Raw genomic sequence first — 19,350 nt, forward strand, 5'->3', positions numbered from 1 at the left:
GACGCGACGTACAGGGCCCAGCCGTTCGCCCACCACCGCCGACGTCCCGCCGGCCCCTGCAGACCGCTCTTCGGTGAGCCGGACAGCGTTTCCGGACGGTCACGCACCCAGCTCGGCCACGGACCGGCCCTTCGGGAAGAGCGAGCCGACCAGGATCCGGTCGAGGCCGGGCAGCTTCATCGCCCGGAAGCCCCAGCGGCGCAGCAGGAGAGTGGCCGTCCTGGTCGGCACGAACCACTCGGTGACCCGGTCCCGGGCCGCCCGCTGGACCCCGGTGACGACCGGGCGCCAGCGCCGCTCGTAGTCGGCCAGCCCACCGGGCACCGACGAAGCGGCCTGGACTCGTTCGGCCAGCAGGTAGGCACCCGCGACACCGAGGGACGCGCCCTGACCGGCGACGAGCGAGACCGCGTGGGCTGCGTCCCCGACGAGACCCACCCGCCCGTCGGCCCACCTCGGCGTGACGGTCTGGGCCACCTGGTCGTAGTAGATCTCGTCGGACGGCGGGCACTGCGCCAGGGCGCGCTCGGCCAGCTCACCCATACCGGCGAACGTGCGGCGCATCGAATCGCGCGGATCTTCGGGCAGCGCCGGGTCCTCGGTACGGGACACGGTGAAGATCGCGACGCGGCCGCCGTCGAGCCCGTAGAAGCCGATCTGGCGGTTGAGCGTCTCTGTGAGCACGAACCTGCCGCGGACCTGCTCGAACACCTCGTCGTCGGTGAACACGAACGCACCGGTCTGCATGCCGAGGTAGCGCAGGTCGTCGCGTTCCGGGCCGAAGACCAGCGAACGGATGCCGGAGTGGACGCCATCGGCCCCCACGATCAGGTCGGCGTCGAGCGTCGTGCCGTCGGAGAGCTCGACGGCGTCGTCGGTGATCCGGTGGACGGTGGTGCCGTAGCGCAGATCGACAGCACCGACGACCGACTCGCGCAGCAGCCGCTCGAGCTCGGGCCGCATGATGCTGACGACCTTGCCGTCGACCGCCTTGGCGAAGAGGGAGTAGTCGACGCTCACGGTCTTGCGCCCGCGGTCGTCGATATAGCTGAACTCCTCGACCGGGCTCGCGAGCTCACGCAACCTCGGCTCCAGCCCCATCGCGGTGGCGGCGTCGAACCCTGGACCGAAGAAGTCGACCATGTACCCCTGGGCGCGCGGCCCGGGTGCGCGGTCGACGACGTGCACATCCCAGTCATGGTGGTGCAGGCGGTTGGCCAGGGCCAGTCCGGCGATGCCTGCGCCGCTGATCACAGCTCTCATCGTTGCGCTCCGTTCGGTTCTGTGGTCCCTGTGCCGGCGAGCGTGCGCAGGATGGGCGCGATCCGGGGGCCGGACAGCTCCGGGTCGAGACCCTTGTGCAGGATGAACCCGTCGAAGGCGGCCATGATCACGCTCGCGGCCTCGTCCGCCGAGGGGTGACCCGCGTCGGCGAGAGACGTCGCGAGGGTGGTGCGGAAGCGGATCATGATCGCGCTCATCTGGTCGCGCAGCTCGGTGTCCCGGGTGGCGGCGAGGTAGCCCTCGATGAAGAGCAGGGACGCGGGGTCCGTGCCGTCGTACTGGTCGTGCTCGAGGAGCATGGCCTCGACGCCGTCGGCCGGGTTCGCGGCTCCGGTGAGCAGAGCCGCGGTGCCGTCGAGCATGCCGCTCATCGCCTCGAGAGTGGCCTGGCGCAGCAGCGCCTGGAGCGACTCGAAGTGATAGTGCACCAGCCCGTAGCGCACCCCGGCCCGCTCGGCCAGCACGCGGGTGCTCACCCCGCCCCAGCCGACCTCGCTGATGAGCTCCCGCGCCGCCTGCAAGAGGCGCGCGCGCACGTCCCTGCCGCGTTCGGTATTGGTCTGACCGGACACCCGGCACGCTCCTTGGTCGATCGTCTTGTACGACTGACCAAACATATCCATCACGTGCGACGATGTCCAGGATCAGCCGACGATCAGGGCCCCCACCGACACGAGAGCCGACGCGACGAGCAGGCCGAGCACCACTCGTTCGTACCGCGCGCTGCCGAACGCGTTGAACGCCCGGGCCCCCACGAGCTGTCCCAGCAATGCCGCTCCGACGAGGGGAATCCACTGCTCGTAGGTCTCCCACGTTCCCGCGAGCACCAGCGCAGCGATGCTCAGCGGCAGACGCACCAGCGAGACAGTGACGAGGGTGTCGCGCATGGCCTGCGGCGTCAGGCCCCGGTGGACCAGGTAGTAGACGCTCGGCGGACCGCCGAGGGACGTCGAGGTGCTCAACGCGCCCGACAGGAGTCCGGCGGGCACGGCCAAGGCAGGCCGCACGACGATGCCGCGTTCCCGCGAGCGCAGCCGCAGGACCACCGCACCGATGACCACGCAGGCGACGAAGACCTGCAGCCCGGTCGCGGGTAGCGCCGCCAGGAGCCAGGCACCGACCAGCATCCCGGGGACGGACCAGCCGGCCAGCGCCCACACCTCACGGCCGACGGGACGCGGCACGCTGCGCCGCATCGCGAGGATCGCCACGTCGCAGACGGTGCCGGTGATGATGATCGTCGACACGGCCTCCGCACCGCCGACGGTCGCGGCGAGCACCGGGGCGCTCAGCAGGGCGAACCCGAACCCGGACAGCGACTGCAGCACCGCGCTCACGAAGATCAGGCCGAAGAGAGCGCTGAGGAGGAGCCCGCCGTCGAGGTGCACCAGGTCAGGCGGCCCGCAGCCCTGCGGCGGGCAGGATGATCTCGTCGATGTTGGAGATCAGGAACTCCCGGTCGACGGGTATGCGCAGCATGAGGGTGCGGTACGCGACCATCGCAGGACCGACCATGCAGAGCTTCTCGACGTCGAGCCCCGGGAGGACCTCTCCGCGGTCGATCGCACGCTGGAAGAAGACGCGGTTGACGGCAGCACGCGGTTCGACCAGCGCCTTGTGCGCGGCGGCAGCCAGCTCGGGGTTGCGGGCGATCATGGACACGATCCCGGCCATCACCTTGAGCTTGCGTTCACTGTCGCGGATGCTCGGCGGCTTGACCATGGCGATCAGGTCTCCGCGCAGCGTCCCCGTGTCCGGCAGGTGGTCGAGGTCCAGATCGTTGCCCTTCATGCACGCGACGGCGTCGAGCACCAGGTCCGCCTTGGACGACCACCGGCGGTAGACGGTCGCCTTTCCCGCCTTGGCGCGCGCGGCGACGAGATCGATGGTCATCCCGTCGTAGCCGGTCTCGGCCAGGACGTCGAGCGCGGCGGACAGGATCTCGGGGTCGCGGGTGTGGTCCCGCTTACGGCCGAGCCGGGGTCGCGCCTCGGCCTGCTCGGTCTGCGTCATCGCAGTCACCCTCCTTCCGCTGTCCCACCCGACCTTACCGTTGGGTTAATTATTGAACCAGCCATATCCGGAACTTAACAGTTCCGTATATGGTGGCGTCCATGGCCGAAACCTCAACCCCCGCGACCGACAGCCGTCGCTGGATCACGCTCGTCGTCGTCGGGCTCGCACAGCTCATGGTGGTGCTCGACGCGACAGTCGTGAACATCGCGCTCCCGTCGGCCCAGGCCGACCTCGGCTTCTCGGACGGGCAGCGCCAGTGGGTCATCACCGCCTACTCCCTCGCCTTCGCCAGCCTGCTCCTGCTCGGCGGGCGCCTCTCCGACCTCATCGGTCGCAAGCGCACCTTCGTCGTCGGCCTCATCGGGTTCGCCGTCGCCTCGGCGCTCGGTGGCGCCGCCGGGTCGTTCGAGCTGCTCGTGGCCGCCCGTGCACTGCAGGGCGTGTTCGGCGCGCTGCTCGCCCCCACCGCACTTGCCGTGCTGACCACCACGTTCACCATCCCGAAGGAGCGCGCCCGAGCCTTCGGCGTCTTCGGTGCGATCGCCGGCGCCGGCGGCGCCGTCGGGCTGCTCCTTGGCGGGGTCCTGACAGAGGCTCTCGACTGGCGCTGGAACCTCTACATCAATGTCCCGATCGCCGCGCTCGCCCTCGTCGGCGCGCTCATGCTCATCCCGCGCGCCCAGCAGACCGGCCCCCGGCCGAAGCTCGACGTCCCGGGCACCGTGCTCGTGTCCGGCGCGCTCTTCGGCCTGGTCTACGGCTTCTCGAACGCAGAGACCGGCGGCTGGGACTCGCCCCTGACCTGGGGCATGCTGGCGGGCGCTGCCGTGCTGCTGATCGCGTTCGTCGCCTGGCAGGCGCGAGCCGCGCACCCGCTCCTGCCGCTCTCGATAGTCCTCGACCGGAATCGCGGCGCTGCCTACATCTCGGTGCTGATCGCGGGCGCAGGGATGTTCGGCATCTTCCTCTTCGTCACGTACTACCTGCAGCTCACGCTCGGGTACTCGCCGATCCAGACGGGTCTCTCGTTCCTGCCCATGATCGGGATGCTCGTGCTCGCCGCACAGCTCGGCACCAACCTGTTCGTGCCCCGGTTCGGCCCCAAGCTCATGGTGCCGGTGGGCATGACGCTCGGCGCGACCGGCATGGTCGGCCTCACTTTCCTGGACGCCTCGAGCTCGTTCGCCCCGGACGTCCTTGCGCCGCTGATGATCACCGGCTTCGCGATGGGCACGATCATGCCCGCGTCGATGCAGACCGCCACGCTCGGCGTCGACCGGCAGTTCGCCGGCGTCGCCTCGGCGATGGTGAACACGAGCCAGCAGGTCGGCGGCTCGATCGGCACCGCCCTGCTCAACACCCTTGCCGCCACCGCAGCGGCCGACTACCTGGTGGCCAACGCGCCCGTGACCGAGGCGGTAGGCGCCCAGGCCGCGATCGCCGGCTACTCGACCGCGTACTGGTGGGGCGCGGGCTTCTTCGCCCTGGGTGCGGTGCTGTCGGCCCTGCTGTTCCGTCGCCGGGGCGATGGCCTGTCGCTCGCGACCTCGCCGCCTGCCGCCGTCCCGGCCGAGCGCGTGGCAGAACCGCTGCCGATCGCCTGACAGCCCGGCCTTGTCAGCTTCGGATTCGGCGGTCCACCGCGATCCAGTTGGTCTCCCACGTCGCTCCGGCGTCCGCCGAGAACGCCTGCTCGAACCTCGCCTCGTCCTTGCTCACGCGGACGATGAGGAACCGCACCTTGATCGGGCGGCCGTCGAGCTGGTCGTCGCCGTAGAACTCGCCGACACCGTCGCGGAACCCGCCGTAGACCGCGGGCGTGAGCAGACCGTCGCGCAGGTTGACGAAGGTCAGGCTCCACCGCTGCGCCTGCGGCTCGTACAGCCTCAGATTGAGCGCTTCGATACGGCCGTTCGGCCCCGACACGTCGAGCTCGACGACGTTGGCCCGCCGGTCCGCGAGCGGCCGCACGGTGCTGGTGCCGGCGAACCGGAGCCATTCGTCCGGGGACTCCGAGAGCGGGTCGGCGAGCACCTTCACGGTGGTGCGCCAGGTGCCGATCTCCCAGTCGAAGTCCCGTTGGCCATCCGCGATCGTCGATGATGCGGGTGGCGGTGCAGCGGTGCCCGATGCCGCCGTCGCGAGAAGCATGAGGGCGGAGAGGCCTGCGGTCAGGATCCGTCGGTATGGAATGGTCATGGTTCGACTATCGAGCGGAGCTCGGCCGTGAACAAGAAGGCACCTGCGGGTAACCCCTCTCGTCCCAATCCACTGCCTGGCTGCCCGATGGCGGCGGCTTTCGCCGCGATCGGCGGAAAGTGGAAGCTGACCCTGCTCTACTGGCTCGCCCACGGAGAGTCCCACTTCGCCGGCCTCCGCCGCAGAGGCGCGCCCATCACACCCAAGGTGCTCGCCGAACAGCTGCGCGAGCTCGAGGCCGACGGACTCGTCGAACGCGTGGTGACCGGACCGGTCCCGGCGCGCGTCATCTACCGGCTCACTCCGTACGGTGCCACCGTCCTGCCCGTCGTCGAAGGAGTCAGGGTCTGGGGCGAGGCTCACCTGCAGCTCACCGGTGGCCAGGCCGTATCGGACCCGGCGATGGGCTGCGCAGACACGATCGCGTAGGCCTGGAGTTGCACATTCCGTAGCGGCATGTGGTCCCGTGGACTCATGGCCCGCCCCACTGAGGAAGACTCCCCGCTCACGTATTCGTCCTTCATCCCGCCGCGCCGGGTCAAGATCGGTGACGCGGCAGCCTTCGTCGGCACCACACCGCGGGCGATCCGTCACTACCACGCGATCGGCCTGCTGCCCGAGCCCGAGCGGGGCGGCGACGACCGCCGCCGCTACGGCTACGAAGACATGATCCGGCTGCTGTGGATCCGCAAGATGGCCGACGCCGGGATCGCCCTGGACGATATCCGTGGAGCCTTCGCCGACACGGCTTCCTCCGACGGCGACAGCGACAGCGACAGCGACATAGCGGGCATCCTGGAACGGGTGGAGGAAACCCTCGTCGCCCAGGAAGCAGAGCTGCGGCGACAGCGGACCGCCGTGCAGCGCATGCGCACCGAGGGCAGCAGGATGGGCCTGCTGTCCGACTTCGTCACCAGCCGCCTCAAGAGCCTGCCCGAGGGCTCCCTACGCCAGGCAGACCTGGACAACATGCTGGTCATCGAGCGGATCTTCGGCCCTCTCGGCGCGGCCGTCAACGCCACTCGCTACATCGCCTTGGCCACCCACCCGGATCTGCGGGAGGAATCCGACCGTGTTGATGCCGCCGAGGAGGCCCTCGACGACACCGTCGCTGTCGACGACCCCCGCGTGGCACAGGTGGCTGCCCAACGGCACGCCTTCGAGAAGGCGCTCGAAGCCGTGATCGAGGATTCCGGCCTGGCGCAGGACGACGATGCGCTCTTCGACGCCTGGGACGCCTTGCACCCCCCTGCCCCTGACGCGGACGAGGCCGGCCGAAGCTCCGGTAGGGAACCGGGGTCCATGAGCGCATTCGAGGCCACCGGAAAGATGCCCTACGACTTCTCCCCGGCCCGCCTGCGCTGCATACAGCTGGCCGGGGAGCTCTCGGTGGCCTCCTGGGAGACCGAACGGGCGGTTAGCGGTGTTCCCGGCAACCGCCCGTCGAACGGATGAGCCGTCAGCGGTAGCTCGTGGATCGCAGTCGGACATCTGGCGTGGTCTGGTGAGAGCGACAGCGGCCGGGATCGTCGGAATATCAACGATCCCGGCCGTTGGTCATGTTGGGGCCGGATGGGCTGGCGCGGACCTCTTGCGGACTATCCGCGGACTGAGCGCGGGCAGCCGAAGCCGCGCGGTCCCTGTTCGGGGCGCTTCGCCGTCTCAGTTGCTGATGTCGGTCAGCGCGTCCGCGTAGGTGCGGGCGCGCGGGTCGTGAGAAAGGTTGGCGCGGTCGAACTCGCGAGTCAGCTCGTGGGCGACGAGGGCCAGGCTCGGTACAGATCGGCGGTCACCCGTTAGTGCTTCGATGCCGTAGTCGAGGGCGGCGTCAGCGTCCCCCGCACGAGCCGCAGCGACGGCCAGGGTGATGCGGGCTTCCGCATTACGCATCGGACTGCGCTCGACACCGTCGGGCCGGACGCCGGCGCGCAGCACCTCCTCGGCGTACAGCACCGCCCGGTCGTCGTTGCCGACGTTCCGGTGCACGTCCATCTCGTAGTAAGTCTGCTTCGCGGGGTCGACCACGAAATGGTCGTCCGGGTTCGACGGCATCGGGAGGGCCTCGAGCACGGTGCGACCGCGCTCAAGACTTAGTTCGACCTGGTGATCATTCCCGAGCCGCGCCCATGCCTTCGCCGCTTGGGCGGCCAGCTGGGCACTGACGCCGCGAGCGCCGGCTACTTCGATGCCGTGTTCGGCTGCCGCGACGACGCGGTGCAGGTCGCCGGAGGTCAGGGCGAACCATGCGGACATCTCGTGGGCCCAGCCGCCGACGTGGTGATCGTCGACCTCGTTGGCGAGGTCGAGCGCGTAGCGCCGGGTTGCCTCTGCGGCGACGTGCTGTCCGGCGTCGTACTCGACGCAGCCGACCAGGAGCGCCAGGCGACCCGCGAGGGACAGCAGGTCACGGTGTTGAGCGAAGGAAAGGCGCTCGTCGAACAGTCGGGTGATGCGTCCCAGCCAGGCCAGCCCCTCGGCGCGCAGTTCGCGGGTCTCGCGGTACCGGTACTCCGTGCAGAGCCGTTCCACGGTGACCTCGACGGCGGTCACCGTGGCGTCGGTGATCGACGAGCGTTGCAGTCGGGCGATCAGCTCGGCCGTGTCCATCCCAGCTTCCAGGAGCAAGGACGTCTCTCCGGCCGGGGCAGCCGGTGGGAAGAGGTCGGCGGTGACCGTGCCGAAGACCATCGCGATGTGTGGCGCCCAGGTGCGTGGGGTGACGCGGCCGGATTCCCACTCCTTCCACTGCCGCACGAGCGACTCCCCTGAGGGCGGTTCCTTCCCGGCGGAACGGGCGTACACCGCTCGCAGGTTCCCCACGGCGCGCGCCTGGGACCAGCCGCGCGCTTCACGCTCGCGCCGCAAGCGATCCGCCCAGGCAGGCCGTGTGCTCATGGCCCCATGGTGCCCCACGTCACAGACAGGCAACCAGAGGGGAGGTGAACGTCTCCCCACCTCTCACCTATCCCACGAGCACCGGGCTGGCGAATGCTTCCACGCATGAGAGCTTCCACGCCGCTCCTCGTCGCGTGCGACATCGACGGGACCCTGGTCCGTACCGGCAGTCCGGCCACGGCCGCTGTGCGCTCCGCAGCGACTCAGGTTCGGGCGGCCGGGCATCACATGGTGCTGGCCACGGGACGCTCCCTCACTGGCGCGCTACCCGTCGCGCGACAGCTTGGGCTGGACGACGCGTGGATCGTGGCAAGCAACGGCGCAGTCACCGCACACCTGGTGGGTGACCACTACCAGGTCACCGAGCAGCACGACCTCGACGCCGAAGTCGCGATCCGCGTCACTGTCGCGGCGGCTCCTGGTGTGCGCATCGCGGCCGAGATGGTGGGTACCGGCTACCGGGTCAACATCCCGTTCCCGGAGTACGAACTCAACGGCGACCAGCACAGCGTGCGCGGGCTTGAGGAGCTGTGGGCGCACCCGACACCTCGTATCGCCCTCCAGGGCCCGTCTGGATACCGCCTGGTATGGGCCCTGCGAGCGCTCGGCCTGACGGCGATCGCCACCCGGCGTGACTGGGTCGACGTGACAGCGGCCGAGATCTCCAAAGCGACGGCGCTCGAAAAGGTGCGCACGGAACTCGGCGTCGAGCCGGGCGACACGATCGCTGTCGGCGACTCGGAGAACGACGTGGCGATGCTGGATTGGGCCGCGCACGGCTGGGCTATGGGTCACGCGCCCGCGTTCGTGATCGCCGGTGCGGACTACGTCACCGGGACCCTCGACGACGACGGAGCAGCCGCCGTGCTGCTCTCCCTCTCGGATAGCCTCGGATCATGCGCCTCCCACGTTTCCAGACCTGGATCACCACTCTCGTCGATGCCAACCTCCCGACCGGTGTCAAGCGCATCGAGTGGGCCGACAGCGGCATCAACAACGACCGTGGCATGGGCGAGCATTGCACCGGTCTCGTGTTCGAAGCACCCGATGGCGGGACCGTGTACTGGCAGACCGTCGTCGGCGGCGGCCCTAAGGGCGACACCTTCGACCGGCCGGAGGAGATCGTCGAGGGCGACCCGCCTGCGCCGGTCGCGCCCGTCGAGCTGACCATGACCGACGGCAAGCTGCGCATGTCCGACCTCGAAGCCTGGCTCACGGCCCTGGTCATCAACGCCCAGTCCCGTGAGCTGGCGTCGGTCGAGCGGTTCACCACGCGTCCAGCCAAGTCGAACATGGGCTTCTCCCACCAGTTCGGGTACACGCTCAAGTGGCACGACGGAAGCTCCACCACGAGCTTCCTCAGGTACACCCTCGCACCCGGCGAGCGGCGGTCAGAAAGCACGGAGTGGCGAATCAAGGAGGCGGTGTGAGTGGCAACGAAAAAGTGCGGTAGCTGCGGCCAGATCGTCGGAGTCATCGGGGGGAAGGTCGCGACCCACCAGAAGGGCAAGCCGGGATCCGGTACCTGTCCAGGCTCGGGCGCCAGCGGCTGACGACGAATCGAGGTCCCCGCTCCGCTTGGAGCGGGGACCTCTTGGCGTGTCACCCGAGGCCGGGGCCATGCGCACGGCGCAGCGCCGCTCTGGGTCACTCCAGCCCGACCATCACGCTCGGCACGTACGTGCACCTGTGGCCGAGCGCAGAGGGCAGGACCCGAGCGGCGGCCACATCGCTCATGCGAACCACGCTGTCCGCACTGCCGACGACTGAGGCCGCTAAGACCCCCTGACAGACCGGACGGGCGGCCACCGGTGTCCCGGTGACCGCCCGTCCGCAACGTCAGTCGGCTGCTCGCCCGTCAGTGCCTGTCTCGACAGGCTCGAGCAACGGATCAGGCTCGACCAAGGGATGAGGCGTCAGCGGTAGTTCGTGGATCGCAGTCCGGACATCTGGCACGGTATGGCGGAAGCGGCAACGGCCGGGAGCGTTGGAATTCCAACGCTTCCGGCCGTTGGTGATGTTGGGGCCGGACGGGCTGGCGCGGACCTGTTGCGGACTATCTGCGGACCACGAGAGACGCACTCCCCCGGCACTGCGAACCGGCGAATCTCTCGGCGCGAGTCGATGGGACTGCCTAGGCCGCCTGTTCACTGTGGTCGGTCTGGAGGATTCGACGCATGTCCATCGCGTCGAGCTGTCTACCGAAGACGGGGCCGTCCGGCTCCAAGCGGTCACTGGCTGTTAGTGGCCCGGCGGGCAGTGGTTCGAAGCCGAGGTCGTCGACAAGGCGGGCGACGGTCTCGACGGCGTCGGCGTCGTCTCCTGCGATGGCGAGAGCAGTGCGATCGGGAGCGCCTGTGGGTCGAGGGAGGTCTTCCATCTGGTGGTAGCCGAGGTGATTGAAGGTCTTTACGAGCTGGGCCGTATCGGGTAGCGCCTCTTGGATGATGACGCTGGAGGGCCGCTCGGCGTTGTTGAAGTCGGGCAGGGTGCCGTCGATCGGTGGCCAGTAGTTCATGACGTCGATGACGATGTGGCCGGCCATGGCGTGCAGGGGCAGTTCGCGAAATCTGCGCAGGGGGACGGCAATGATGAGGATGTCGGCCAGCGTCAGCAGGTCGCGGACCGTAGCGGCGATGACTCCGGGTGCGACGAAGCGCAGGAGCTGGTCGGTGTCCTCGACGGTGCCGGAAGTCGCGACGTGGACCGTGTATCCGGCATCGAGGGCGAGGCGCGCGATCGCGACTCCGGACTTGCCGGCGCCGAAGATGCCGATGACGGGTCGAGAAGCGCTGTTCATCGTGCTGTTCTCCTGGGGGAGGTTGGCGGTCGGCGACAGGGTCCGGGAGGGGACCAAGGGCGTGGCCCTCCTCCCGGTCCGGTGGCCTGGGTTAGACCCAGGCGCGCAGAGTGGTCTCGAGCGGCTGCGTGGGGTGACCGATGAGGCGGGCGAGGTCGACCGGTGTGGGTGCGAGGGCGCCGTCGCGCATGTTCCCGTTGAGCGCGACCATGAACCCGGCGGTGCCTTCGTCGAGGCCGAACGCGAGCAGCTGTTCGTGCTCCTGTTCCGGGCTGAGCGCCTGATAGCGCACCGGCGTGCCGAGGACCTTCTCCGCGGTGGCGGCGAACTCCTCATAGCTCCAGGCGGTGTCGCCGGACAGCTCGTAGGCGCGGCCCTCGTGGCCCGGGGTCGTGAGCACGACTGCGGCGGCTTCAGCGAAGTCCCGGCGGCTCGCCGTCGCCAGGCGTCCGTCACCGACGGAGTTGGCGATGACACCGGTCTCGCGGGCGGTTGTGAAGTCCTGCTGGTGGTTCTCGGAGTACCAGCCGTTGCGCAGGAATGTGGCCGGGAGGCCCGAGGCGGTGACGAGCTCCTCGGTGGCTTTGTGCTCAGCGGCCAGGCCGAGGATGGTCGTGGGCGCCTGGAGTGCGGAGGTGTAGACCAGGTGGCTGACGCCGGCGCGGCGGGCGGCCTCGATAGCGTTCCCGCGCGGGGCGAGTGCCTGCCCGGGGGCGCCGACGGAGACCAACAGGAGCTTGTCGACGTCGGCGAGCTGGGTGGCCGTGGCCTCGACGTCGTCAAGATCGAGGGTGGCGGTGCGCAGGCCGCGCTCGGTGAGGGCGGTCAGGCGCTCGGTGTCGCGGCCGAGGGCGAGGAGGTCGCCGGCGGGTATGCCGCGTTCGAGGAGGGCGTCGATGGTGTGGCCGCCGAGCTGTCCGGTGGCACCGATGATGGCGATGGTCATGGTGTTCTTCTTTCGGTGATCCAGGTAGTGATGATTGGTCAGGGTCAGGCGGTGAGGATGCGCAGCACGAGGACCGCGACGGACACGACCAGCGGCGCCAGCGGCATCGCCAGGCCCTTGGTGTCGCCGACGCGGAGGTGGCCGATGAGGGCGCCGATGAAGTAGGCGGTCAAGCCTGCTGCGGCGGCGATGCCCAGGGGCTCGATCCACAGGCCGGCGACGATGCCGAGCGCGCCGGCGATCTCCAGTGCGGCCAGGACGGGAAAGTGGCGCTCGGGAACGCCGACGGTGCCGCCGATGACGGCGACGACCTGCTCGTTCTTGCGCAGCTTCATCACGGCAGAATTGAGGACGAGCACAGCGAGCAGGACGGTGAGGATGACGAGGGCGATGAACATGGCTTCCTTCGATGCGTGGGGTCATGGCGGAGGTGCGGGCACGCGTCGAGGCACCGCCGACGTGGTGCGGTTTAGTTGCTGATGACGGGAGCGCGACCGACGTACGTGTCGTCGTCGACCTGCGCAGCGGTGAACGCGGCGATGTCGGCGCGGGTGACGGCGAAGCCGAGCTTGTCCGTGTCGAAGAAGCCGGAACGGACCCGGCCCAGCTTGGGGCCGTCGGTGGGGCGGATGAAGCGCACGATCGTCCAGTCGAGATCGGAGACCAGCACGGGGTCGGTCATGCCGCGGATCTCCTCGTAGGCGCGGCGTCCGAACGTCTTGGGCAGGAAGCGGATGAGCCGCGTCTGCCAGGTCGGCCGCTCGCGCGGGTCCCAGACCGCCGGTGTGGCGTGGCCGACGTAGCGCCGCACGCCGTGCCGCTGCATGGCGTCGAGCACGTGGCGGGTGCCCTCGGTGAGCCGGTGCCCCTGCTCGCCCGGGGTGAGCACGGGGCCGAGCGCGGAGACGACGGCGTCGGCTCCGGCGACCGCGGAGTCGATCGCAGCGGCGTCGGCCATCTCACCGACGACGACGCGGACACGGTCACCCCAGGTGGCTGGGACCTTGGACTTGTTGCGGGCATAGGCGGTGACGGTGTGACCACGGTCGAGCAGCTCGGCCACGGTGAGGGAGCCGATGGCGCCCGTGGCGCCGAAGACGGTGACGTTCATGGTGGTGGGTTCTTCCTTCAGGATGGTCAGGTGGCCAGGACGTGGCGGACGGCGGGGGCGACGTCGTCGCCGAACCGCTGGATGGAGTCGCGAACCATCTGCTGGGGCATGCCGCCCAGGTCGACCTGGCCGAGAAACCGGTCGATACCGAGCACGCTGCGCATCTCAAGGATCTTCTCCGAGACCTCGCGCGGGCCGCCGACGATGAGCGCGCCGCGGCGAGAAGCCATGGCCTGCATCGTGGGCCGGTCGACGTAGAAGCCGCGCCCGCCGTTCGTCTCGGGTGAGAGGTACCGGTGGTAGTAGGGGTAGAACTCCTCCAGCGCCTGCTCCTGGGACTGGCCGACGTAGAAGTGGCTCGTGATGCCGACGGTGAGCCGTTCGGCGGGGTGGCCGGCCTCGCGTCCCGCGGACCGGTACAGGTCGATCAGGCGCTTGGCGTGGTCGATGGTGCCGCCGATCAGACCCAGGGCCATCGGCAGGCCGAGCCGTCCGGCACGCAGCGCGCTGGACGGGGTGCCGCCGACGGCGACCCAGACCGGCAGGTCGCCGTGGGCGGGCGGGTTGACCTCCGCCTCGTGCAGCGGCGGACGGAAGCGTCCCTCCCACGTGAGCGGCTTCTGCTCGCGCAGTCGCAGCAGCAGGTCGAGCTTCTCGGCGAACAGGTCATCGAGCTGGGCAATGTCCTCGCCGAACAGGGCGAAGGGCTCGGCGAACGCGCTGCGTCCGGCGATGATCTCCGCGCGACCGTGGCTGACCAGGTCGAGGGTGGCGAAGTCCTGGTAGACCCGCACCGGGTCCAGCACGCTCAGCACGCTGGCGGTGGTGGTGAGCTTGATGCGCTGGGTCGCGCGCGCGATGGCGGCGTGCACCACGGCCGGGGAGGAGACGGCGAACTGGCGGGTGTGGTGCTCGCCGATGCCGTACACGTCCAGGCCGTGCTGCTCGGCCAGGATGCCGTAGCTGATGATGTCGTCGATGCGGCTGGCGGCCGTGTCGGGGCTGTCGGGGTAGATGTCGCTCAGGGAGAAGACACCGAGTTCCATGGGGTTCCTTCCGGAGCGCCGTGCGGCCCTGCCCGCCCGGGATGGTGTCGGGCGGGGCCGCGCGGCGACGGCCTGAGATGGTCAGGCGATGGAGATGATGATCTTGCCGAGGGTGCCGGCGGTGAAGTGCCCGAACGCGTCGGGGGTCTGCGCGAGGTCGTACACATGCTGGACCGTGACAGTGGTGTGCTGCTCGGCCTGGTTGCGCGCGATCCGCTCCAGCGTCTCGGGCGCCGGGTTGGCGTAGATCGCCACGACGCGCACGCCCTCGACCGGGACGTCCGCAGGGCTCATCAGCATCGTGGAGACGAACGCGCCGCCAGGCTTGACCACGGGGACGACGGCGTCGGGCGCACCGGCGAAGTGCAGCACGACGTCCACGCCGTCGGGCGCGATGGCCCGGACCTGAGCGACGACGTCGCCGGTGTAGTCGATGGCGTGCGCGGCGCCGAGCGCGATGACCTGCTCGGTCTCCTTCTCCGTGTGCGCGGTGGCGATCACGGTCGCGCCGGCGCGTGCGGCGAGCTGCAGCGCCTGCTGGCCCACACCACCGGTCGCGCCGACCACGAGGACCGTTGCGCCCTCGCTGATCTGGGCGGCGTCGATGGCGTCCACGGCCGCGGTCCCGGCCAGGCCGAGTCCTGCCGCCTGCGTGAACTCGACGGACTCGGGCAGCTTCGCGATCCCCACGGCGGTGGGCACGGTGACGTACTCGCCGAACGAGCCGTCGCCCAGAAAACTCTTCGTCACGACGCCGAACACGCGGTCGCCCAGGGCGTAGTCCTCGACGTCCTCGCCGATCGCATCGACGACGCCGGCGAAATCCTTGCCCAGCACGACCGGGAACCGGTGCTCCATCGCGCCCTGCAGCATGCCCTTGGCGACCGACAGGTCGAAGCCGTTGACCGAGGCGGCGTGCACCCGCACCCGCACCTCGCCCGGGGCGGGCTGGGGAACGTCTACCTCGGTGATCTCGGGCTCGGAGTCGAACGCACGCAGTGCCACAACCTTCATGTCTGTCTCTTCCCTACTATCCGATTCAAGTGGAGCCGATGCTCCGCTTGCATGTCCTAGTGAACCACCGAACTGGAGCGTCTATTCCAGATAGGTAGACTGATCCCATGAGCACCGAGAAGCGACCCCTGCGAGCGGACGCCGAGCGCAACCGGCAGGCGATCGTCTGTGCCGCGGGATCCGTTCTTGCTCAGGAGGGCAGCGAGGTCACGCTGGAGCACATCGCCGACGTCGCCGGCGTCGGGGTGGGCACGATCTACCGCCGGTTCTCCTCGGTCGAGGAGCTCATGGGCGTCGTGCTCGAAGAAAAGATGCGCCGCTACGCCGAACACACCGAGCAGTTGGCGCAGCAGGCGCAGATGCACCCGTGGGAGGCTTTTCGCGACTACGTGATGTTCATCCTCGAACAGCAAGCCACCGACGCCGCGTTCAGCGAGGTACTCCTGTCCACCCGCGGCGGGACGGACCTGTTCCATGAAGAGCTGGCCCGCGCATTCCGCGCCTCTGTGCAGCTCGTCGACCGCGCCCGAGAGGCTGGCGCGGTCCGCGCGGACTTCCACCACAGCGACCTCTTGCTGCTCCAGCACGCAGCCCGCGGGCTGCTGCGCGGCACCCAGCGCAGCGCACCCCTCGCCTGGAAGCGGTTCGGCGAGTACATGCTCCAGGCCTTCCGCGAACAGGGAACAGGACCGCTCACCCCACCGTCAGAGATTTGGACCAGGACGCTCGCCGCCGAGCAACACTGACCGCTTATACGAACAAGCCGGTCTGTACGCCGGGTTCTCCCAGAGGGTGCACCGGTATATCTCGCGGTGCCCGTCGAAAAGGGGTCAGAATTCAGCCGCCGTTGACACCGTCCCGTCCAACGCCTGGACCACAGATGTCGTAAGGCAGGATCGTTCGAACTCGGGCAGTCCCGCCGTACGCCACGCGTGTCCTTATCGGCTCGTCCAAGGGAGGGACCGTCCGTTGTGCGCCCTGCAGGTCAGGTCAGGGCTGAGCCTGGTCGTGCCAAGCCATGGGACTCCCTGCTAACGCCGCATCGGCTACCCGAGCCGCGAAGGACGTCTTGATTCCCGAACGAGAACTGTCGATCCACTTTTGGACGTACTGGTGGCCGGCCGCCCGGTACTCCAGAGCTTGGAGGAGGCATTCGAGTTTGTCGGCGTCCTTGGCGCACTGCGCTTCGAGCGTCTCCTTGGCCTCGTACTCGATGACGGCCTCAGTGACCGTCTTCGCCGCCGCATCAGGCATATGGGCGACCTGGTCCCGAGTGATCACCTCGTTGCCACCTTTCTCCCCGATGTAGGGACGAGCCGAGTGCGGGATGTCGGTGATCCGCGTTTCTTGCGAGTCGTGCCACAGGCCCAGGTACGCCGCGCGCGCCGGATCTCCACCCTCCTCGGCCGCGATGAGTGCCGCGAGCTGCGCCACCCGGAGGCTGTGCTCGGCGACCGACTCGGGGTCCCGGACGCCGACCTGCCACCACCCGGCACGACGCAGTCGCTTCAGTACGCCCATCTCGTGAGCGAAGTTCGCGACGCTGGCCGCTTCCGGGTCGGTAACGTGGTCGGTCATATGGGATGCCTCCTTGGCTATCGCCCGGCAAGTCGAGTGGCGAAGTACACCTCGGACAACAGACTGTGGGCGTTCAGGTCCGCGTGCACCTCTTGCGGACTATTTACGGACTGCCTGGGCCGGAGCGAAGTAGTCGCCGAGCATCTCGGAGACCCACGCCGGCTGGTGGGTCTCGCCGCGCGGACCCATCTCCGCGAACCATGGCTTGATGTCGAGCACCGGCGTCCCATCCACCGCGTCAAGGTCTTCGACGTGCAGATCCAGGCCGTCGATAGACACCAGCCGGCAGCGCGAGACGCCGATCCAGTTCTGGCGGCGCATGTTCCGGTGCCCGAAGATTCCGACCTCGGGCCAGTCCGGGTTCTCGCGAGGCCGGCGGGCACCGGGGTTGAGGTCGGTCTGGTCGGTCAGGTGGAAGAAGAAGACCACTTCGAGGTGCGAGAACTCCTCGAGCCCGGCAACCGACGCCGCGCTGTAGGCGTCCGGGTCGATCCGGATGATGGAGCGCGTGCCGCCCCAGTAGTCGTCGGTCGGCTCGGTGCGCCCTCCGACGACACGAGCGACAGGGGTCATGACGATGGGGTCGGTCAACGTTCCTCCGAGGGTCAGTTCGCGGCAGCGAGATAGACGTTAACGCGCATCGAGGAAAGCCTCGTCCGAGCTGGTCGCCTCGTAGGCCGCGGGTGCGGAGCATCTCGCTACGGCTTGCCAAAGGCGTTGGCAAGTGCGGCGAAGCGGGGGCCGCGTCGTCTGGTGGCTCGATCGAGTAAGGCGCGCATGGTCGCAGCGCCGAGTGGTTGGCTGGTTGCCCAGTCCGGAGCGAGACGATGAGCCTGATCGAGGTGGTGGAGCGCTTCGTCGTACCGCCTGGTCTTGACTGAGGCGGACGCGATGTGAAGGGCGTGGCCGGCTTCCCAGAATGCAGGCAGTTGACCAGGCAGAGCCGGCAACGTCGCTGCGCGATGCAGCGCAGTCTCAGGGTCGTTGCCTCGTGACAGGTTCTCGACCTCCTGAAGCGCTACTGCGCGCGGGCTGAAGATCGCCGCTTCGGTGACGACGCTCGTCATGGTCCTCGCCGCCGCTGACCGTGCTTCCGCCAGCAGATCGGCAGCACGTTGCGCCGCGCCGATCTTGATGGCGGCCGTAGCGGCATTGAAGAGCAGGTTGCCGAACACGGCGGTGCGTACGGGGTCCGCGTCGAGCATCGTCGGCTGAATGGCCTCGGCCGCGGTCGTGGCTACTCGCTCAGCTTCGATCTCGCGTCCTTGTCGGACCAGGGTCCAGGCGAGGTAGCGCACGGCGACAGCCTGTTGGAGTTCAGGGTCATCGGAACCGCGAGCGACCTCAAGTGCGCGCACGGCTGCGGTCCATGCCAGATCCTCCTGGCCCAGGCGGCCGGCGATTCCCGCCGCGATCCGGTAAGTGGTGGCCAGCAGCCGCCGTCCGGCAGCGGCATCGTTGTCGTTGTTTGTCTCGACAAGCCGCCGGGCGTCAGCGAGCACAGCTGGAAGCAACGTCAGCAGCTCGTTGTGGCGCCCGCCGACATCGAGTCGCCACACTGCGGTCGTCTGGCGCTCGGCCTCGATCAATGACACGGTCTCGGCGTTCTCCGCGAAGTCGGAGAGGCCCGGAACCGGTCCGCCGCTTGTGACTGCCTGTCGCAGCCGGACCATCTGTCCGCGTGTCGCCAGCGCAGGATGTTCGCGGCTGTCGCCGGTCAAGAGCGTCTGGACGGGGACCGCGAGGGCGGTCGCCAGGCGGTGGAGCGTGGCCGGTCGGCAGGTTGTCCGGGTCCCACGTTCAATGCGGGCCACCGTGTCGATGCCGACTCCGGCACGTTCGGCGAGTGCCTCTTGTGACAGGTCGTTGGCCTTGCGTAGCCGCGCGAGGTTCTCCGCCAGGTCCGTCATGGCGCACCGTAGGTGGGCACCCCGTCGTCGCACAGCACCGGCCCGGAACCATCTCGCACGGCGACCAGCGCGGCGGAAAGACGGCGGGCGAGCGGGCCGGTCGTCTTGCCGCTGACCTCGTCCAGCCGGTACAGGCCGACGGAGACGATTTCCGGGTCGTCGAGAGGAAGTGCGGTCAGTTCTTGCTCGCTGATCGGGCCGCCGTCGAAGATCCAGGCAATGCCCTCGGGCATCCCGTCGCACGCAGCGGCCTCATGGTCGATGACCAGGGGACGCATTCCCTCACGAACCAGGCCGAGCTCCTCGGTCAGCTCGCGCGAGGCGGCATGCCACGGCGACTCGCCGTCATCGACGACCCCGCCGGGGACATCCCACTCCGCCTTGTACGACGGCTCGACGAGTACGACCCGGCCTGCGTCGTCGTACAGCAGGACGCCCGCGGACATGCGTTTCCGAGGGAGCGACGCGACGTACTCGTTGAAGGGCAGCAGTTTCACTGTTCGACCATATCGGCGCGCCCATGCCTGAACCATGCCTGGGAGGCACGGTTC

Annotated in this window: 21 protein-coding genes and 1 pseudogene; 6 read left to right on the plus strand and 16 right to left on the minus strand. The window is 69.0% G+C overall.

The window, feature by feature from the left end; genetic code table 11:
• Positions 1 to 99: 99 nt before the first annotated feature.
• From APR04_RS08195 to APR04_RS08210, 4 genes are all read right to left on the minus strand, one after another.
• Positions 100 to 1,263 carry an FAD-dependent monooxygenase gene (locus APR04_RS08195; protein WP_253869225.1) on the minus strand — a complete coding sequence of 388 codons (1,164 nt, stop codon included), beginning with the start codon at positions 1,261 to 1,263 and terminating at the stop codon, positions 100 to 102.
• Positions 1,260 to 1,856: a TetR/AcrR family transcriptional regulator gene (locus tag APR04_RS08200; protein ID WP_253869226.1), complete on the minus strand. Its 597-nt coding sequence runs from the start codon at positions 1,854 to 1,856 to the stop codon at positions 1,260 to 1,262. The genes APR04_RS08195 and APR04_RS08200 overlap by 4 nt, the downstream gene beginning before the upstream one ends.
• Before the next feature lie 72 nt (positions 1,857 to 1,928).
• Positions 1,929 to 2,672, minus strand: coding sequence for a TSUP family transporter (locus tag APR04_RS08205; protein ID WP_253869227.1), 744 nt, complete (start codon positions 2,670 to 2,672; stop codon positions 1,929 to 1,931).
• A 4-nt stretch (positions 2,673 to 2,676) separates the two neighbouring features.
• The gene (locus APR04_RS08210; protein ID WP_253869228.1) at positions 2,677 to 3,297 is read right to left on the minus strand and encodes a TetR/AcrR family transcriptional regulator; all 621 of its coding nucleotides are present in this window, start codon (positions 3,295 to 3,297) and stop codon (positions 2,677 to 2,679) included.
• Between the two features lie 101 nt (positions 3,298 to 3,398).
• Between APR04_RS08210 and APR04_RS08215 the strand changes: the two genes are divergently transcribed.
• Complete coding sequence (locus APR04_RS08215) at positions 3,399 to 4,904, plus strand: MFS transporter (RefSeq protein WP_253869229.1); 1,506 nt, start codon at positions 3,399 to 3,401, stop codon at positions 4,902 to 4,904.
• A 13-nt stretch (positions 4,905 to 4,917) separates the two neighbouring features.
• Here the strand turns inward: APR04_RS08215 and APR04_RS08220 are convergent, their stop codons facing one another.
• A complete protein-coding gene (locus tag APR04_RS08220; RefSeq protein WP_253869230.1) occupies positions 4,918 to 5,499 on the minus strand; it encodes a hypothetical protein in 582 nt (193 codons plus the stop codon).
• 87 nt (positions 5,500 to 5,586) lie between these two features.
• Between APR04_RS08220 and APR04_RS08225 the strand changes: the two genes are divergently transcribed.
• Together APR04_RS08225 and APR04_RS08230 are read left to right on the plus strand one after the other, a co-directional pair.
• Positions 5,587 to 5,928, plus strand: a complete 342-nt coding sequence (locus tag APR04_RS08225) for a winged helix-turn-helix transcriptional regulator (RefSeq protein ID WP_253869231.1) — start codon at positions 5,587 to 5,589, stop codon at positions 5,926 to 5,928.
• 45 nt (positions 5,929 to 5,973) lie between these two features.
• Positions 5,974 to 6,954 (plus strand): MerR family transcriptional regulator, encoded by a 981-nt coding sequence (locus APR04_RS08230; RefSeq protein WP_253869232.1) that lies wholly within the window; start codon positions 5,974 to 5,976, stop codon positions 6,952 to 6,954.
• 207 nt (positions 6,955 to 7,161) lie between these two features.
• Here the strand turns inward: APR04_RS08230 and APR04_RS08235 are convergent, their stop codons facing one another.
• Entirely contained in the window at positions 7,162 to 8,394 is a 1,233-nt protein-coding gene (locus tag APR04_RS08235; RefSeq protein WP_253869233.1) for an NsdA family TPR-like regulatory protein, read from the minus strand.
• A gap of 105 nt (positions 8,395 to 8,499) precedes the next feature.
• Here APR04_RS08235 and APR04_RS08240 point away from each other — a divergent pair.
• Together APR04_RS08240 and APR04_RS08245 are read left to right on the plus strand one after the other, a co-directional pair.
• Positions 8,500 to 9,204, plus strand: a pseudogene (locus APR04_RS08240) (HAD family hydrolase); the annotation flags it as partial.
• 86 nt (positions 9,205 to 9,290) lie between these two features.
• A complete protein-coding gene (locus tag APR04_RS08245; RefSeq protein ID WP_253869270.1) occupies positions 9,291 to 9,824 on the plus strand; it encodes a hypothetical protein in 534 nt (177 codons plus the stop codon).
• Positions 9,825 to 10,528: 704 nt separating this feature from the next.
• Here APR04_RS08245 and APR04_RS08250 read toward each other — a convergent pair.
• The 6 genes from APR04_RS08250 to APR04_RS08275 form a co-directional block, all read right to left on the minus strand.
• Positions 10,529 to 11,194 carry an NADPH-dependent F420 reductase gene (locus APR04_RS08250; protein ID WP_253869234.1) on the minus strand — a complete coding sequence of 222 codons (666 nt, stop codon included), beginning with the start codon at positions 11,192 to 11,194 and terminating at the stop codon, positions 10,529 to 10,531.
• A gap of 91 nt (positions 11,195 to 11,285) precedes the next feature.
• Entirely contained in the window at positions 11,286 to 12,140 is an 855-nt protein-coding gene (locus tag APR04_RS08255; protein ID WP_253869235.1) for an SDR family oxidoreductase, read from the minus strand.
• Positions 12,141 to 12,184: 44 nt separating this feature from the next.
• Complete coding sequence (locus APR04_RS08260; protein WP_253869236.1) at positions 12,185 to 12,538, minus strand: DoxX family protein; 354 nt, start codon at positions 12,536 to 12,538, stop codon at positions 12,185 to 12,187.
• Between the two features lie 71 nt (positions 12,539 to 12,609).
• Positions 12,610 to 13,251, minus strand: coding sequence for an NAD(P)-dependent oxidoreductase (locus APR04_RS08265; RefSeq protein WP_253869237.1), 642 nt, complete (start codon positions 13,249 to 13,251; stop codon positions 12,610 to 12,612).
• Between the two features lie 26 nt (positions 13,252 to 13,277).
• On the minus strand, positions 13,278 to 14,297 hold the full coding sequence (locus APR04_RS08270) for an LLM class flavin-dependent oxidoreductase (protein WP_253869238.1): 1,020 nt from the start codon (positions 14,295 to 14,297) through the stop codon (positions 13,278 to 13,280).
• Positions 14,298 to 14,378: 81 nt separating this feature from the next.
• Positions 14,379 to 15,311: an NADP-dependent oxidoreductase gene (locus APR04_RS08275; protein ID WP_253869239.1), complete on the minus strand. Its 933-nt coding sequence runs from the start codon at positions 15,309 to 15,311 to the stop codon at positions 14,379 to 14,381.
• A gap of 107 nt (positions 15,312 to 15,418) precedes the next feature.
• Between APR04_RS08275 and APR04_RS08280 the strand changes: the two genes are divergently transcribed.
• Positions 15,419 to 16,057, plus strand: coding sequence for a TetR/AcrR family transcriptional regulator (locus APR04_RS08280; RefSeq protein ID WP_253869240.1), 639 nt, complete (start codon positions 15,419 to 15,421; stop codon positions 16,055 to 16,057).
• 244 nt (positions 16,058 to 16,301) lie between these two features.
• Here APR04_RS08280 and APR04_RS08285 read toward each other — a convergent pair whose 3' ends face one another.
• From APR04_RS08285 to APR04_RS08300, 4 genes are all read right to left on the minus strand, one after another.
• Positions 16,302 to 16,889, minus strand: a complete 588-nt coding sequence (locus tag APR04_RS08285) for an HD domain-containing protein (protein WP_253869241.1) — start codon at positions 16,887 to 16,889, stop codon at positions 16,302 to 16,304.
• 99 nt (positions 16,890 to 16,988) lie between these two features.
• A complete protein-coding gene (locus tag APR04_RS08290) occupies positions 16,989 to 17,480 on the minus strand; it encodes an SAM-dependent methyltransferase (protein WP_253869242.1) in 492 nt (163 codons plus the stop codon).
• Positions 17,481 to 17,587: 107 nt separating this feature from the next.
• Positions 17,588 to 18,799, minus strand: coding sequence for a helix-turn-helix domain-containing protein (locus APR04_RS08295; protein ID WP_253869243.1), 1,212 nt, complete (start codon positions 18,797 to 18,799; stop codon positions 17,588 to 17,590).
• Entirely contained in the window at positions 18,796 to 19,296 is a 501-nt protein-coding gene (locus tag APR04_RS08300; protein WP_253869244.1) for an NUDIX domain-containing protein, read from the minus strand. Before APR04_RS08300 ends, APR04_RS08295 begins: the two co-directional genes overlap by 4 nt.
• Positions 19,297 to 19,350 lie beyond the last annotated feature (54 nt).

The sequence above is a fragment of the Promicromonospora umidemergens genome (assembly GCF_024171995.1).
GTDB lineage: Bacteria > Actinomycetota > Actinomycetes > Actinomycetales > Cellulomonadaceae > Promicromonospora > Promicromonospora umidemergens.

Coding starts and splice junctions, on each gene's coding strand:
- APR04_RS08280 (WP_253869240.1), top strand. CDS start 15,419: ATGAGCACCGAGAAGCGACCCCTGCGAGCGGACGCCGAGCGCAACCGG.
- APR04_RS08255 (WP_253869235.1), bottom strand. CDS start 12,140: ATGACCATCGCCATCATCGGTGCCACCGGACAGCTCGGCGGCCACACC.
- APR04_RS08235 (WP_253869233.1), bottom strand. CDS start 8,394: ATGAGCACACGGCCTGCCTGGGCGGATCGCTTGCGGCGCGAGCGTGAA.
- APR04_RS08195 (WP_253869225.1), bottom strand. CDS start 1,263: ATGAGAGCTGTGATCAGCGGCGCAGGCATCGCCGGACTGGCCCTGGCC.
- APR04_RS08250 (WP_253869234.1), bottom strand. CDS start 11,194: ATGAACAGCGCTTCTCGACCCGTCATCGGCATCTTCGGCGCCGGCAAG.
- APR04_RS08215 (WP_253869229.1), top strand. CDS start 3,399: ATGGCCGAAACCTCAACCCCCGCGACCGACAGCCGTCGCTGGATCACG.
- APR04_RS08275 (WP_253869239.1), bottom strand. CDS start 15,311: ATGAAGGTTGTGGCACTGCGTGCGTTCGACTCCGAGCCCGAGATCACC.
- APR04_RS08220 (WP_253869230.1), bottom strand. CDS start 5,499: ATGACCATTCCATACCGACGGATCCTGACCGCAGGCCTCTCCGCCCTC.
- APR04_RS08245 (WP_253869270.1), top strand. CDS start 9,291: ATGCGCCTCCCACGTTTCCAGACCTGGATCACCACTCTCGTCGATGCC.
- APR04_RS08260 (WP_253869236.1), bottom strand. CDS start 12,538: ATGTTCATCGCCCTCGTCATCCTCACCGTCCTGCTCGCTGTGCTCGTC.
- APR04_RS08210 (WP_253869228.1), bottom strand. CDS start 3,297: ATGACGCAGACCGAGCAGGCCGAGGCGCGACCCCGGCTCGGCCGTAAG.
- APR04_RS08270 (WP_253869238.1), bottom strand. CDS start 14,297: ATGGAACTCGGTGTCTTCTCCCTGAGCGACATCTACCCCGACAGCCCC.
- APR04_RS08230 (WP_253869232.1), top strand. CDS start 5,974: ATGGCCCGCCCCACTGAGGAAGACTCCCCGCTCACGTATTCGTCCTTC.
- APR04_RS08225 (WP_253869231.1), top strand. CDS start 5,587: ATGGCGGCGGCTTTCGCCGCGATCGGCGGAAAGTGGAAGCTGACCCTG.
- APR04_RS08285 (WP_253869241.1), bottom strand. CDS start 16,889: ATGACCGACCACGTTACCGACCCGGAAGCGGCCAGCGTCGCGAACTTC.
- APR04_RS08265 (WP_253869237.1), bottom strand. CDS start 13,251: ATGAACGTCACCGTCTTCGGCGCCACGGGCGCCATCGGCTCCCTCACC.
- APR04_RS08295 (WP_253869243.1), bottom strand. CDS start 18,799: ATGACGGACCTGGCGGAGAACCTCGCGCGGCTACGCAAGGCCAACGAC.